General features: G+C 74.6%; 13 protein-coding genes. 8 read left to right on the forward strand and 5 right to left on the reverse strand.

Annotated elements, in window-relative coordinates:
- Positions 1 to 34: 34 nt before the first annotated feature.
- Positions 35 to 457, reverse strand: a complete 423-nt coding sequence (locus APR03_RS17625) for a hypothetical protein (RefSeq protein ID WP_253837678.1) — start codon at positions 455 to 457, stop codon at positions 35 to 37.
- Positions 458 to 569: 112 nt separating this feature from the next.
- Here APR03_RS17625 and APR03_RS17630 point away from each other — a divergent pair, with 112 nt between their 5' ends.
- The 5 genes from APR03_RS17630 to APR03_RS17650 all read left to right on the forward strand — a co-directional run bounded on the left by APR03_RS17630 (position 570) and on the right by APR03_RS17650 (position 5,260).
- A complete protein-coding gene (locus tag APR03_RS17630) occupies positions 570 to 1,214 on the forward strand; it encodes an FMN-binding negative transcriptional regulator (protein ID WP_253837679.1) in 645 nt (214 codons plus the stop codon).
- Positions 1,215 to 1,414: 200 nt separating this feature from the next.
- Positions 1,415 to 2,893, forward strand: a complete 1,479-nt coding sequence (locus tag APR03_RS17635; RefSeq protein ID WP_253837681.1) for an amidohydrolase — start codon at positions 1,415 to 1,417, stop codon at positions 2,891 to 2,893.
- 37 nt (positions 2,894 to 2,930) lie between these two features.
- On the forward strand, positions 2,931 to 3,194 hold the full coding sequence (locus APR03_RS17640; protein ID WP_253837683.1) for a ribbon-helix-helix domain-containing protein: 264 nt from the start codon (positions 2,931 to 2,933) through the stop codon (positions 3,192 to 3,194).
- A complete protein-coding gene (locus APR03_RS17645) occupies positions 3,191 to 3,358 on the forward strand; it encodes a hypothetical protein (protein ID WP_253837684.1) in 168 nt (55 codons plus the stop codon). The genes APR03_RS17640 and APR03_RS17645 overlap by 4 nt, the downstream gene beginning before the upstream one ends.
- Before the next feature lie 126 nt (positions 3,359 to 3,484).
- Positions 3,485 to 5,260, forward strand: coding sequence for a glycosyltransferase family 61 protein (locus tag APR03_RS17650; protein ID WP_253837685.1), 1,776 nt, complete (start codon positions 3,485 to 3,487; stop codon positions 5,258 to 5,260).
- Here APR03_RS17650 and APR03_RS17655 read toward each other — a convergent pair.
- Both APR03_RS17655 and APR03_RS17660 read right to left on the reverse strand, forming a co-directional pair.
- The gene (locus APR03_RS17655) at positions 5,246 to 6,025 is read right to left on the reverse strand and encodes a GntR family transcriptional regulator (RefSeq protein ID WP_253837686.1); all 780 of its coding nucleotides are present in this window, start codon (positions 6,023 to 6,025) and stop codon (positions 5,246 to 5,248) included. The genes APR03_RS17650 and APR03_RS17655 overlap by 15 nt on opposite strands.
- Positions 6,009 to 7,868, reverse strand: a complete 1,860-nt coding sequence (locus tag APR03_RS17660; RefSeq protein WP_253837687.1) for a gamma-glutamyltransferase family protein — start codon at positions 7,866 to 7,868, stop codon at positions 6,009 to 6,011. The genes APR03_RS17655 and APR03_RS17660 overlap by 17 nt, the downstream gene beginning before the upstream one ends.
- A gap of 160 nt (positions 7,869 to 8,028) precedes the next feature.
- On the opposite strand from APR03_RS17660, the gene APR03_RS17665 reads away from it, so the two are divergent.
- A complete protein-coding gene (locus APR03_RS17665) occupies positions 8,029 to 9,348 on the forward strand; it encodes an Nramp family divalent metal transporter (protein WP_253837688.1) in 1,320 nt (439 codons plus the stop codon).
- Positions 9,349 to 9,389: 41 nt separating this feature from the next.
- Here APR03_RS17665 and APR03_RS17670 read toward each other — a convergent pair whose 3' ends face one another.
- Together APR03_RS17670 and APR03_RS17675 are read right to left on the reverse strand one after the other, a co-directional pair.
- Positions 9,390 to 10,574, reverse strand: a complete 1,185-nt coding sequence (locus APR03_RS17670) for a glycosyltransferase (RefSeq protein ID WP_253837689.1) — start codon at positions 10,572 to 10,574, stop codon at positions 9,390 to 9,392.
- A 40-nt stretch (positions 10,575 to 10,614) separates the two neighbouring features.
- Complete coding sequence (locus tag APR03_RS17675; RefSeq protein WP_253837691.1) at positions 10,615 to 11,517, reverse strand: DMT family protein; 903 nt, start codon at positions 11,515 to 11,517, stop codon at positions 10,615 to 10,617.
- 127 nt (positions 11,518 to 11,644) lie between these two features.
- On the opposite strand from APR03_RS17675, the gene APR03_RS17680 reads away from it, so the two are divergent.
- Both APR03_RS17680 and APR03_RS17685 read left to right on the forward strand, forming a co-directional pair.
- A complete protein-coding gene (locus APR03_RS17680; protein ID WP_253837693.1) occupies positions 11,645 to 12,613 on the forward strand; it encodes an alpha/beta fold hydrolase in 969 nt (322 codons plus the stop codon).
- 11 nt (positions 12,614 to 12,624) lie between these two features.
- Positions 12,625 to 13,674, forward strand: a complete 1,050-nt coding sequence (locus APR03_RS17685) for a glycosyltransferase family 4 protein (RefSeq protein WP_253837900.1) — start codon at positions 12,625 to 12,627, stop codon at positions 13,672 to 13,674.
- Positions 13,675 to 13,703 lie beyond the last annotated feature (29 nt).

Consider the following 13,703-nt stretch of genomic DNA (forward strand, 5'->3'; position numbering starts at 1 on the left):
AGGTCGCGAGGTACCGGAGCCCGGGTGGTTTCCGTCAGGTGGTGACCTCGAGCGTCCCCGAGCTGCTCACCCAGTGGCCGATGCTCTTGCACGAATGGGCGGCGCCGTCGCAGCGCGCGATCCGGAAGCGGATCTTCGTGTTCTCCGGGAAGTCCTTGTTGCAGGTGCGGACACCTCCGCCCAGGAACCCGTCCTTGTTGCGGCAGATGCCCTCCCGGCCGGTGCTCGGGTGGCGCCAGATCACCCCGGTGCTGTACCCGTCGCTGCTGTCGTCGGTGACCCAGAAGTAGTCCCCGGTGGGCTTGTAGCAGCCCGAGCCCCAGGACTTCTCGATGCGTTCGGAGCACGACACGTAGTGGTCGACCGCCACGTTGTACTCGACTGTCGCGGCCTGTGCCGGTGCGGCGAAGACCATGGTCAGCAGCGTCAGGACGCCTACGATTCCTCGTCTCTTCATGGGCCGAGCGTGCCTCGGCCCGCCCGGACGAGGTTGCAGGATGCTGCAGCGGCCCGGCCCCGCCCGCCGGGGTCACACACGACCGGCCCCCCGCCGGTGGTTCGATGTCCCTGTGATCCACACGACCGACTACGAGATCCAGGACGAGGCCCGCGTGCGCGACCTGGTCCGCACCCACGGCTGGGCCACGCTCGTCTCCGTGGCCGACGACGGCGCCCCCGTCGCCTCCCACCTGCCCGTGCTCCTGGAGGACACTCCGGAGGGTGAGCCCATGAGCCTGCTCACCCATGTCGGCCGCCCCGACGAGGTGCTGCACTCCCTCGACAGCGGGCGCGAGTCGCTGCTCGTCGTGCAGGGTCCGCACGGGTACGTGTCGCCCGGCTGGTACGAGATGACGCCCGCCGTGCCCACCTGGGACTACCTCGCGGTGCACCTGTGGTGCACGGTCGAGCTGCTCGGCCCCGAGGACACCTACGCGGTGCTGTCCGACACCGTGGACCGGTACGAGTCGGTCAGGCCCGAGCCCGTCCGGCTGCCGGACGTCGAGGAGTACGCCCACCGCATCGCCAAGGGCGCCGCCGGGTTCCGCCTGCGGGTGGTCCGCTGGCAGGGCAAGGCGAAGCTCAGCCAGGACAAGCCCCGCGCCGTCGTCGAGCGCGTGGTCACGGCCCTGGAGTCCGACCCGCACTACGCGCAGCCGGCGCTCGCGGCCGAGGTCCGCGCGGAGCTGGCCCGCCGCCCGGCCGACGCGCCATGACCGCCCCCCTGCTCCTGACGAACGCCCGCCTGCTCCACCCGGCTGCGACGGGGGCACCTCGGCCGACTGCAGAGTTCCTCACGCCGGAGCCGCCGACTGCAGACTTTGTTCCGCCGGTGGGCTCCGAACCTGTCAGGAACTCTGCAGTCGGCGGGGATGTCGGGAAGTCTGCAGTCGGCGGGGCGCTCGGCGGCGGGGTCGTGGACGTGCTGGTGCGGGACCGGGTCGTGGTGCGGGTCGCGCCCGCCGGTGAGCTGCGGGGGCGCGGGGCGGACGGCGTCGCGCCGGAGCAGGTCGACCTCGGCGGGCGCGTGGTCATGCCTGGGCTCTGGGACGCGCACGTGCACCTGACGCAGTGGGCGCTGGTGCGGCGCCGGCTCGACCTGTCGGGGGCGCGGTCGGCGGCCGAGGCCGCAGCCCTGGTGCGCGCCCGGCTCGACGCGGGCCTGCCGGAGCCCGGCACCGCGCTGGTCGGCTACGGCTTCCGGGACGGGCTGTGGCCCGACGCCCCCACCGCCGCCCTGCTCGACGCCGCGGCGGGTGAGGTGCCTGTCGTGCTCGTCTCGGGCGACCTGCACTGCGCCTGGCTGAACACGGCGGGTCTGCGGTTCGTGGGGGCGACCGCGCACCCCTCGGGCATGCTCCGCGAGGCCGAGTGGATGCCGCTGTCCGCCGCCGTCGACCGCGCGCCCGACCACCTGGCCGACGCCTGGGTGGCCGACGCCGCGGCAGCGGCCGCCGCACGGGGCGTGGTGGGCGTCGTCGACCTGGAGATCACGGACAACCTCACGGCCTGGCGCCGCCGGTTCGCGGCGGGGTTCACGGGCCTGCGGGTGCGCGCAGGCGTCTGGACGCCCTGGCTCGACGACGTCCTGGCCGAAGGGCTGCGCACCGGCGACGTGCTGCCGGACACCGGCGGGCTCCTGGAGCAGGGGCCGTTCAAGGTGGTCACCGACGGCTCGCTCAACACCCGCACCGCCTACTGCCACGCCCCCTACCCGGGGCTGGACGGGCCGGACGCCCACGGCATCCTCTCCGTGCCGCCGGACGAGCTGGTCCCGCTCATGGGCCGCGCCCACGCCGGCGGGCTGCACTGCGCCATCCACGCGATCGGCGACCGCGCCAACACGCTCGCGCTCGACGCCTTCGCCGCCACGGGGGCGCGCGGCTCGGTCGAGCACGCGCAGCTCCTCGACGACGCCGACCTCGCCCGCTTCGCCGCACTGGGCGTGGTCGCCTCGGTCCAGCCCGAGCACGCCCTCGACGACCGCGACGTCGCCGACCGGTACTGGGCCGGGCGCACCGGCCGCGCCTTCCCGTACGGCACCCTGGCCGACGCCGGGGCGGTGCTCACCCTCGGCTCGGACGCGCCCGTCGCGCCCCTGGACCCGTGGATCGCCGCGGCGGCGGCCGTCAGCCGCACACGCGACGGGCGCCCCGCGTGGCACCCCGAGCAGCGGATCACCCCGGCGGCCGCCCTGGCCGCCTCGACCGACGGCCGCGGGCTCGTCCCGGTGCCGGGAGCGCCGGCCGACCTGGTGGTCCTCGACGGCGACCCGCTCGCCGCGGTCCAGGACGACCCGGGCCGGAGCGACGCGGCCGCCACGGCCGACGCCCTGCGCACGATCCCGGTCGCGGGCACCCTGCTCGCGGGCCGCTGGACCCACCGGACGTTCTGAGGGGACGCCGCCGTCGATTTACGTATACGATAATTATATGAGCGACGAGAAGATTCGCGGGCAGGCGGTGAGCGAGGACCAGATCCAGGCGTGGGCTGACGAAGCCGAGGCCGGCTACGACGTGCCCGCGCTGCGCCGACGCGGGCGGCCGACCGCCGGTGACGGTCCGGGAGAGGTCGTCCCGGCTCGCCTGGACGCCGCGACGCTCGCCGCGTTGGACAGGCAGGCGAAGGCTGAGGGGCTTGCGACGCGGTCCGAGGCGATCCGGGCGGCGGTCCGCGCCTGGGCGCACGTCGCGTGAGGCTGCACGACTCGGCCCGCAAGCACTTCCGGAGAGATCGGCTGACCGAGGCCGGTGTCCTGCGCGCTGCCCAGCAGCCGGCGTACCGGGCAGCGCTGGACGACGAGGACGACCCGCGCCGCTGGCTCCTGCTCGGGTTCGGACCCTGGTCATCCACGCCATGAAGGCGCGTCCCCAGTACCGCGACCTGCTGGTCTGACCACGGTACGGCGTGCGCCGTACCGCCGACCGGCGCACCATGGACGAGGCCGGGCCACCGGGGCCCGGTCTCCTCCAGTCCGAAGGCACGCATGAGCGACCCTCGAGCACGCACGGAGCACGACCCGGACCGGCAGGGCGACCCACCACCCGTGGTCACCCGCGGGGAGCTCGACCTCCTCGTCCGGCTCGCCGGCCCGGCCGACGTCCACCACCTCGTGGTGATCTGCGACGACCGCCCCGTCGTCCTGGGCCGGCGCATCCGAGACCGCTACCCCGACGCCGCCCTCACGGTGCTGTCGGAGGGCCGGCGACCCGACGTCCGGGACCTGACGTTCGGCCTGCTCCGGTTCGACGACGACCACGACGTCCTGCGCGCGCTCGCGGGTCTGCCGGCCGCCGACCTGGTGCTCGACCTGCGCCGGAACCGGCCCGCGGAGGTGCGCGGCACCTTTCGCCAGGCCTTCCTCGCCCTGGCCGACGGCGGCCGGTACGTCGCCCGCCAGGAGCCGGACCTGCGCCCCGCGGACGGCGACCTGGTCGACGAGGTGCGCGAGCTCGCCCGCCGCCGGAGCCTGCGCCCGCCCGAGCGCCGCAGGTTGAGCACGGCGCTGGAGCTCGGCCTGGGTGGGGCGCTGGACGACGTCCGCATCGACGGCCCGTTCGTCGTGCTGCGCAAGAGCGGCGAGCACGTGCTCAAGCTCGACGTCGAGGGGACGCGGACGGCGCTCGCGGCGCGCGGCGTCGAACCCCGCGTGATCGCGCGCGTCCCGCCCGGGTCGCACACCTCGGCGTCGACGCTCTGGTCGAGCGACGCGGAGCTCGGCGCGGCACGCCTGCCGCGGACCGTCGAGGTGGGCGAGCTGACCTGCGCCGCCTACGACGACGTCCTCGTGGCCCCGCAGCACGTGGCGGTGGTGGAGCGCATGCTGCTGCCCACGTGCTACTTCCTGCCGTGGCAGGCGGCCCGCAAGACGTTCGGCATGCGCTACCACGGCGCCGACTTCTCAGCGCTGCGCGACGCCGACGCCGTGCCGGAGCACCTGCCCGGCACCTACTACCACCTGGACAACCAGGTGCCCGGCCACTACGGCCACGTCATCACCCACGACCTGTCGAAGCTGTGGGCCTGGGACGCGGCGCTGGCCGAGTACCCCGACCTCCGGGTGCTCGTCAGCCCGGACACCGAGACCGGCGAGGTGCCCGCGTACACGTACGAGCTGCTGGCGGCGTACGGCATCGGCCGGGAGCGGGTGCACGTGCTGACCGGGCCGGCACGGGTCGAGCGGCTGGTCACGGCGACACAGGCGTTCCAGCAGCCGCGGTTCCTCGCGCCCGTGGCGCGGGAGGTCTGGGCGCGGGTCGTGGCGGGCCTGCTGCCGCGGGCGGGGCACGAGCCGCTGCCGGAGCGTGTCTTCGTGTCCCGCCGGTCCGCGGCGCGGCGGCGCTGCCTGAACGCCGAGGAGGTGGAGCGCAGGTTCGTGGCGGCCGGCTTCACCGTGGTGTACCCGGAGGACCTGGCGCTGCCCGACCAGGTGCGCCTGTTCTCGACGGTTCCGGTGGTCGCGGGCTACGCCGGCTCGGGGCTGATCAACACGGTGTTCTCGAGCGGTCCGGCGACCCGGGTGGTCCTGGCGTCGAAGAGCTACTGGGCCACGAACGAGTACCACATCGCGGCCCTGTACGGCGGCGACCTGCACTACTTCTGGTGCGACCCCGTGCCGTCCGAGGGCCCCGACTTCCACGCGGACCACCTCTTCGACACCGACCGGGACGGTCCCGCGCTCGACGCGCTCCTGCGGTCGCTCGCGCCCCAGGCGCCGCTCGCGGCCGGGCGGCCCCGGCTCGGCCGGTCAGCCGTCCGCTGACCGGCGGCGGGCCACCTCGGCGGCCACGGCGGGGTCGGCGCTCGGGGTGGTGACGTCGTGCCGCAGCAGGTAGCCGATGCGTGACTCGCGCACGTGCGCGGCCATGAGCGCGGCGGCGCGCTCGCCGTCGCCCGCGTCGATGGCGCCCACCAGCACGCGGTGCTCGGGCCACAGCCGCTTGCCGCGTGACTGCACGTCGGCGGCGTAGAGCCACTCGATCTTCCAGGAGAGCTGCCGCAGCAGGCGCGTCAGGGTCGCGCTGCCGCTGAGCTCGGCGATCGCGATGTGGATCTGGTCGTTGATCGCCACCAGGGGGTCCAGGTCGCCGTCCGCCACGTGGGCGTCCCCGGCGTCGAGCAGGGCCGCGATCTCGCGGCGCAGGCGCCACCAGTCCGCGGGGCTCTCGTCGCCCGAGTAGAGCGCGGCGGCCCGGCGTGCCGCACCGCGCGCGGTGGCCACCTCCAGCGCCTCGCGGACGGCGAACAGGTCGTCGGCGTCGTGCACCGGGATGGCGGCCACCCGCGAGCCCACGTGGGGCCGGGAGTCGATGAACCCCTCGCTCGCCAGCCCGCGCAGCGCCTCGCGCACCGGCACCCGCGACACGTCGTACCGCTGGGCCAGCGAGGCCTCGGTGACACGCGCGCCCGGCGTCAGCACGCCCGCGATGATGTCGCGCCGGATCGCGTCCTGGACGGAGAGCGGGCGGGCGACGAACCTCCGCTCCTCGAGCGGGCCGTGCCGCGGCGGCTCAGCGTCCGGCGGCATAGCCCTGCGCCCCTCGCGGGTTGGCCGCGGCGCCCAGCAGGCCGGTCGCCGGGTCCCGCGTGACCGCGGACAGGCGCCCGAGCGCCCAGTCCCCGGCGCGCGTGACGACGTGGCCGCGCCGCTCCAGGCCCGCGATGACGTCGTCGCCCAGCCGGTCCTCGACGACGGCGCCGCCCGGCGTCCACGTGCGCGGCCAGAACGACCCGGGGAACGACGTGGTGTGCAGCGCGGGCGCGTCGATCGCCTCCTGCGGGGTGTACCCGCCCACCAGCACGCGCAGCAGGAACAGGAGCTGCCACTGGTCCTGCTGGTCGCCGCCCGGGGAGCCGAGCGCGAGCACCGGCTCGCCGTCGCGCAGCACCAGGGTGGGGGTGAGCGTGGTGCGCGGGCGTCGCCCGGGCGTCAGGGCCGACGGCGACGCCTCGTCCAGCCACGTCATCTGCAGCCGCGTGCCGAGGCAGAACCCCAGACCCGGCACCGTGGGCGACGACTGCAGCCACCCGCCCGACGGCGTGGCCGACACCATGTTGCCCCAGCGGTCCACGACGTCGATGTGGCACGTGTCGCCGCGGGTGGCGCCGGTGTGCTCGGGGGAGTCCGGTCCCGGCACCGTCGGCTCGCCCACGCCCGCCGCCGCACCGCCCGTGGGCGCACCGGGCAGCGAGCCCGCGGGGGCCGTCGTCGCGTACTCGGTGCGCAGCACCGGCACCGGCGGCGTCGCCCGCCCCGGCACGTCACCCGGACGCACCTCGTGGCTCGCCGTCTCGCCGATGAGCGCCCGGCGCGCGGCCGCGTACTCCTCGCTCAGCAGGTGCTCCAGGGGCACGTCGTCGGCCTCCGGGTCGCCGAACCACACGTCGCGGTCGGCCAGCGCCAGCTTCTGCGCCTCCAGGATCGTGTGGGCGCCGAGCTCCGTGGACGGGTCCAGCGCCGCGTCGTCGCACCCCTCCAGGATCTTCAGCGCGGCCAGCAGCGCCGGACCCTGGCCCCACGCGCCCGTCTTGGCGACCGTGTACCCGCGGAACGTCACCGTGGTCGCCTCCTCGACCGAGGCCGCGAACCCCGCCACGTCGGCCGCCGTCATGACGCCGGCGTGGTCGCCGCCGTCGGAGTGCCGGTGCGGCGTCGCCACGAACTCCTCGACGGCCGCGCCCACGCGCTCGCGCCAGGCGGCGCGGGCCAGGTCGATCGCCGTGGCCCGGTCGGGGGCACCGGCCCCTGCCGCGACGACGGCGTCGAGCAGGTCGGCGTACTCCGGGTCGGTGACGACCGCGCCCGGGGCAGGCACCTCGCCGTCGGGCAGCCAGCGGGCCGCGGACGTGGGCCAGTGGTCGCGGAACAGGTCCGCCACCATCGAGATCGTGCCGCTGACCCGGCCGAGCAGCGGGTGCCCGTCGCGCGCGTACCCGATCGCGTACGACAGCACGTCACCCAGGTCCCACGTGCCGTGGTCCCGCAGGAGCAGCAGCCACGCGTCCACGCTGCCCGGCACCGCGGCCGCCAGCGCACCCGAGCCCGGCACCAGGTCGAGCCCCTGCGACCGGTAGTGCTCGACGGTCGCACCCGCCGGGGCCGGGCCCTGACCCATGAGCACGCGGGGGCGGCCCGGCTCGTCCGCCGTCACGAACACGCCGGTCATGTCGCCGCCCGGGCCGTTGAGGTGCGGCTCCACGACGTGCAGCACGAACGCGCCCGCGACGGCCGCGTCGAACGCGTTGCCGCCCCGTTCGAGCACGGCCTGGGCGCTCGCGGTGGCGAGCCAGTGGGTGGAGCCCACCATCCCGAACGTGCCGCGCAGGTCGGGGCGGGTGGTGGGGGCGGCGGGCGGGGTGAAGGACGACATGCGGCTCGCTTCCGGTCTGTGGTCTGACAATCGGGGCGTCGGAGGAACGATTGCATACGATCGGCGTCCGGTGAAGCCGCGCGCATGCACTGCGTCACGACCCTGTTAAACCTCGGTGACGCGCGCGCCGCCGGGTGAATCCTCTGGGTAGAGTCACGCCATGGAAAAGGACAATGAGGTCACTTTGCGCCACGGGGGCGCTCCGGAGGGCACCCCGGAGGCGGTCGACGACGGCGCCGCCGAGCGGCCCCGCTGGCGGATCATCGGCCCCGGTCTCGTCGTGGCGGCCACCGGCATCGGCGCCGGCGACCTGGTGGCCACCATGGTGGCGGGCAGCAACTACGGGTACGCGCTGCTGTGGGCGGTGATCCTCGGCGTCGTCGTGAAGATCGCGCTGGTCGAGGGCGCGGGCCGCTGGACACTCGCGACCGGCCGCACCATCTTCGACGGCTGGAAGTCGCTGGGCCTGTGGGCCGTCGTGTACTTCGGCATCTACGTGGTCGTGTGGGGCTTCAGCTACGGCGCCGCGGCGATGTCCGGAGTCGGTCTGGCGCTGAACGGCCTCTTCCCGGGGCTGGACGTGCGCTGGTGGGCGATGCTCGCGGGCGTCGCGGGGCTGCTGCTCGTCTGGTTCGGCAAGTACAAGCCGTTCGAGAACGTCATGGCCGTGCTGATCGGCGTCATGTTCGTGACGGTGGTGGGCTCGGCGGTGCTGACCACGCCGAACCTCGGCCAGGTCGTGGCCGGCCTCGTGCCCGTCATCCCCGACGGCGCGGTGCTGAACACGCTGGGCCTGGCGGGCGGCGTCGGCGGCACGATCACGCTGGCGGCCTACGGGTACTGGCTCGCCGAGAAGGGCTGGAGCACGCCGCGCTGGATGCGCGTGATGCGGCTCGACAACGCCTGGGCCTACGTCATGTCCGGCATCTTCGTCGTCTCGATGCTGATCGTCGGCGCGGAGCTGCTGTACTCCGCGGGCCTGGCCGTGGCCGACGGCGAGCAGGGCCTGGTCGACGTCGCGGACGTGCTGGCCGAGCGGTACGGCGCGTTCATGGCGCCGCTGTTCCTGGTCGGGTTCTTCGCGGCCACGTTCTCGTCCGTGATCGGCGTCTGGCACGGTGTGTCGCTCATGTTCGCCGACTTCGTGGCGACCATGCGCAACCTGCCGGCCGGCGACCGGCGCCGGGGCGCGGGCGGCACGTACTACCGCTGGTACATCCTGTGGCTCACGTTCCCGCCGATGGCGCTGCTGTTCCTCGACAAGCCGATCCTGCTGGTCGTGGTCTACGGCGCGCTGGGCTCGCTGTTCATGCCGTTCCTGGCCCTCACGCTGCTGTTCCTGATGAACTCGCGCGCGGTGCCGCGGCAGTGGCGCAACCGCTGGTGGGTCAACGTGGTGCTGGTGCTGGTGGCCGTGATGTTCCTGGTGCTCGGCGGCAACGAGCTGGTGAAGGCGGTGGCCCCGGTCTTCGGTGGCTGACGGTCGGGCCCCGCCCCGCACGCGGGGCGGGGCCTGACGGGTCAGGCGTGGGCCGGCGTCCGGTGCATCGCGCGGGCCTTGTCGTAGATGCCCTCGAAGGCGTCCAGCGTGCCGTCCACGGCGTGCGCCTCGACGAGCTCCCGGCTCGCGGAGCCCATCCGGTGCCGCAGGTCGGCGTCGCCGAGCAGGTCGCCGAGCCGGTTGGCGAGCTCGCGGACGTCGCCCGGCGTGTACAGCCAGCCGTTGACGCCGGGCCGCACCAGGTGGGGCAGCGCCATCGCGTCGGCGGCCACCACGGGCAGGCCGGACGCCATGGCCTCCAGGGTGACGAGGCTCTGCAGCTCCGCGACGCCCGGCATGCAGAACACGTCGGCGTCCCGGTAGGCGGTGAGCAGGTCGTCGTCGGGCACGAAGCCGCGGAACCGGACGCGGCCGGCGGCGCCGGACGAGGCGGCGAGCGCCGACCACTCGTCGGCCCTGGTACCGGTGCCGACGATCTCGAGCCGGCCCGGCAGGCTGTCGGGGAGCAGGGCGAAGGCGCGGATGAGCTCGTCGACCCGCTTCTCCTGGTCGAGGCGGCCGACGAAGAGGACGGTCGGCTCGGCGCGGTCCTCGCGCGGCGACGTGGTGAAGCGGTCGGTGTCGATGCCGTTGGAGACGGGCACGGCGTGGCTCAGGCCGGCGTGCTGCGCCAGGAGGTCGACGGCGCGCGGGGTGGGGGCGGTGACGACGTCGGCCTTGGCGTACACGCGGCCGATGTCCTGCCAGAGCCAGCGGCCGACCGTGCGGTGCATGGTGCCTGGTACGAGGAGGTAGCCGACCAGGTTCTCGGGCATGAGGTGGTTGGTGGCGACGACGGGGAGGTCGAGGCGGTGCGCGGCGTCGACCAGGGCGCGGCCGACGATGAAGCTGCCGTTGGTGTGCACCACGTCGGGGCGGACCTCGTCGAGGATCTCCGCGACGCCGCGCCGGGTCTCCCACGGCGCGCAGATGCGCAGGTTGTCGTGCGACGGGTAGCGGTGGGACCGCAGACCGTGCAGCACGACGCCGTCGAGCTCCTCCCGTACGGGCCGGCCGACCGGCGACGGGGCGACCACGTGCACCTCGTACCCGCGCCGGGCCAGTCCGGTGGCCAGGCTGCCGGCGAACCGGGCGGCCCCGTTCACGGCGGGCGGGTAGGTGTCGGCACCGATCAGGATCGTGCGGGGAGTACCGGGCAGGTTCACTGTGCTGTACCTCTCGATGGTTCGGGAAGTCTCGTGGGGGTCAGATGGATGCGGGACGCGTCGCGCGGGCCGCGACGGCGTCGGGGTGGAGCCGGGCGAGGACGACGACGCCGACGACGGCGGCGAGCGCGGCCCCGCCGAGGAGGAACCAGGTGCCGACGGGTGTGTCGGACCCCTCCCCGAGGAGCACCGCGCCGAGCAGCACGGCGACGATCGGGTCGACGACGGTGAGGCATGCGACCACGACCTCGGGCGGTCCGGCCGGGTAGGCCTGCTGGACGAGCCAGCCGCCGAGCACCATCGCGGCGACGGCGGCCGCCGCGGTGCCGAGCACCTGGAGGTCGTACCAGCGGGCGGCGCCGGAGCCGAGCTCCTGGAAGATCACGCGCATCAGCGCGGAGACCAGGCCGAACGCGGTGGCCCCGGCCGTCGCGCAGGCGACGCAGCGGAGCCAGCCGCCGATCATCAGGCCGGCCGCGCCCAGGGCGAGGACGGCACCGCCGACGATCAGGATGGTGGGCACGGTCGATCCGGCGGGCGGTGGGCTGCCGGAGGCGGCGCTCACGGACGCGGCCACGAACACGGCGACGCCCGTCATGGTCAGGGTGACGCCGAGCAGGACGCTGGCACCGGGGGCCCGCCGGAGGCGGAGCGCGGAGAGCAGCACGGCCACGGGTACCGCCAGCACGCCGATGGGCTGGACGAGCCGGAGCGGGGCGAGCGCGAGGGCCACGGCGTGCACCGTGGTGCCGCCGGCCGCGAGCCCGAACCCGGTCAGCCAGCCGGGCCGGCGGGCGATCCGGCCGAGCCGGCGGAGCGACACGACGCGTTCGCGGGAGTGGGGCTCCCCGTAGAGGTCGGCCACCTCGCGGTGCTGCAGGACTGCGGCCCCGGCGAACAGGGCGGCGCCGAGCACGGCGAGGGCGACCGCTGTGGCTTGCATGGGACAACGGTGACGTAAGGACACCCTTCTCCGCCACCAGGTTTCCCCCCGTAATGGGATGGGGGATTCCCCCCATCTTTCTCGCGCCACTCCCGTGACCGACGCCGTGGTGCCTAGGGTCGGCGCGATGAACACTGACACGCACCCGCGTCCCGCCCCACCGGAGGCACCGTACGCGGCGATCGTCGCGGCCACACCCGCGCGGGACGTCGACCTCGAGATCCGTGGCTCGCGCGCCCACGTCCGGGTGTACGGCGATCCCGCCGCACCGCGCCGGATGGTGTTCCTGCACGGGCTGCGCGGCGACCACCACGGCCTGGAGCCGATCGTCGCGCACCTGCTCGCCGAGCGCTCTGACCTGCAGGTATGGGTTCCCGACCTGCCCGGGTTCGGGGCTTCGGCGCCCCTGGGGCACGGGGTGCACGACGTCGCCGGCTACGCCGCCTGGACCACCGAGCTGCTGACCGCCGTGGCGCCCGGGGGCGACGTGGTCCTGGCGGGCCACTCCTTCGGCTCGATCGTCGCGGCGGCCACGGCGGCCGACCGGGTGGTGCGCGCCCTGGTGCTGGTCAACCCGATCGCGACGGCCGCGCTGGACGGTCCCCGGCGGGCGATGAGCGCCGTCACGGTGGGGGTGCACCGGCTGGCCGCCGCGCTCCCCGAGCGGGCGGGGACCGGGCTGCTGCGTCACCCGCTGTTCACCCGCGTGGCGAGCCTCGCGATGGTGACCTCCGACGACCGGGACCTGCGGCGCTGGATCCACGCGGAGCACGACCGCTACTTCTCCGGCTTCGCCGACCGGCGCACCCTGCTGGAGGCCTTCCACGCCTCGGTGGGTACGGACGTCTCCGCCTACGCGGGGCGCATCACCGCGCCGACCCTGCTGGTCGCGTCCGAGAACGACGACGTCGCCCCGCTGCCCTCCCAGCGGGTCCTGGCGGCGGCGCTGGCGGACGCCCGGCTGGCCGTGGTCCCGCGGACCGGGCACCTGGCGCACTACGAGGCGCCCGCCGTCGTGGCCCGCGAGACGGCCGGATTCCTGGCCGCGCTCGAGGCTGCCCGTGACGAGGCTGCCCGCGACGAGGACGAACAGTGAGGGAACAGCAGATGAAGATCGTCGTCGACTGCCGCTACCTGCGGGTCGGCCGGCACGACGGGATCAGCCGCTACACCGCCGGCATCGTGACGGCGCTGGCCCGGCTGCACCCGATCGAGGTGCTGGTCAGCGACGAGCGTCAGCTCGAGCACCTGCCGGCCGGGCTGCCGTGGCACCACGTCAGCGCCCCGACGAGCTGGCGCGAGCCGTTCGTCGCCCGGCAGGTGCGCCGCACCGGCGCCGACGTGGTGTTCAGCCCGATGCAGACCATGGGCACCTGGGGCCGGGACTACCGGGTGGTGCTCACGCTGCACGACCTCATCTACTACCGGCACCCCACGCCCCCGCGGAACCTGCCGGCCCCCGTGCGCCTGCTGTGGCGGGCGTTCCACCTCGCGTGGTGGCCGCAGCGCCTGCTGCTGAACCGCGCCGACGAGGTGGTGACCGTCTCGGAGACCACGCGTGACCTCATCGCCCGCCACCGGCTCACCCGGCGCCCGGTCACCGTGGTGCCCAACGCGCCCGACCCCGCGCCCGACCTGCCGCGCGGGGAGCGGACCCGCTCGCTCGTCTACATGGGCTCGTTCATGCCGTACAAGAACGTCGAGCTGCCCGCGCGCGCCATGGCGCAGCTGCCCGGCTGGGAGCTGCACCTGATGAGCCCCGTCACGCCCGAGCAGCGGGCCCGCCTCGAGGCGCTCGCGGGGGAGGGGACCCTCGTCTTCCACGACGGCGCCTCGGACGAGGTCTACCGCGACGTGCTGCGCGGTGCCACGGCGCTCGTGTCCGGCTCCCGCGACGAGGGCTTCGGGCTGCCCCTCGTGGAGGCGATGGCGCTCGGCACACCCCTGGTGGTCAGCGACATCCCGGTGTTCCGGGAGGTCGGCGGGGCCGCGGGCACGTACGTCGACCCGGACGACGTCGACGGGTTCGCGGGTGCCGTCCGCGCGCTCGACGACCCGGCCACGTGGGCCGAGCGGTCGGCCGCCGCACGCCTGCGCGCCGCGGGATACGACTGGGACATCTCGGCCAAGACTCTGCTCACTCTTCTGGTAGGGTGATTTTTGACCGTTACCGTTCCGTGATCTAA

Source organism: Promicromonospora thailandica (genome assembly GCF_024171955.1).
In the GTDB taxonomy this organism is placed as follows: domain Bacteria; phylum Actinomycetota; class Actinomycetes; order Actinomycetales; family Cellulomonadaceae; genus Promicromonospora; species Promicromonospora thailandica.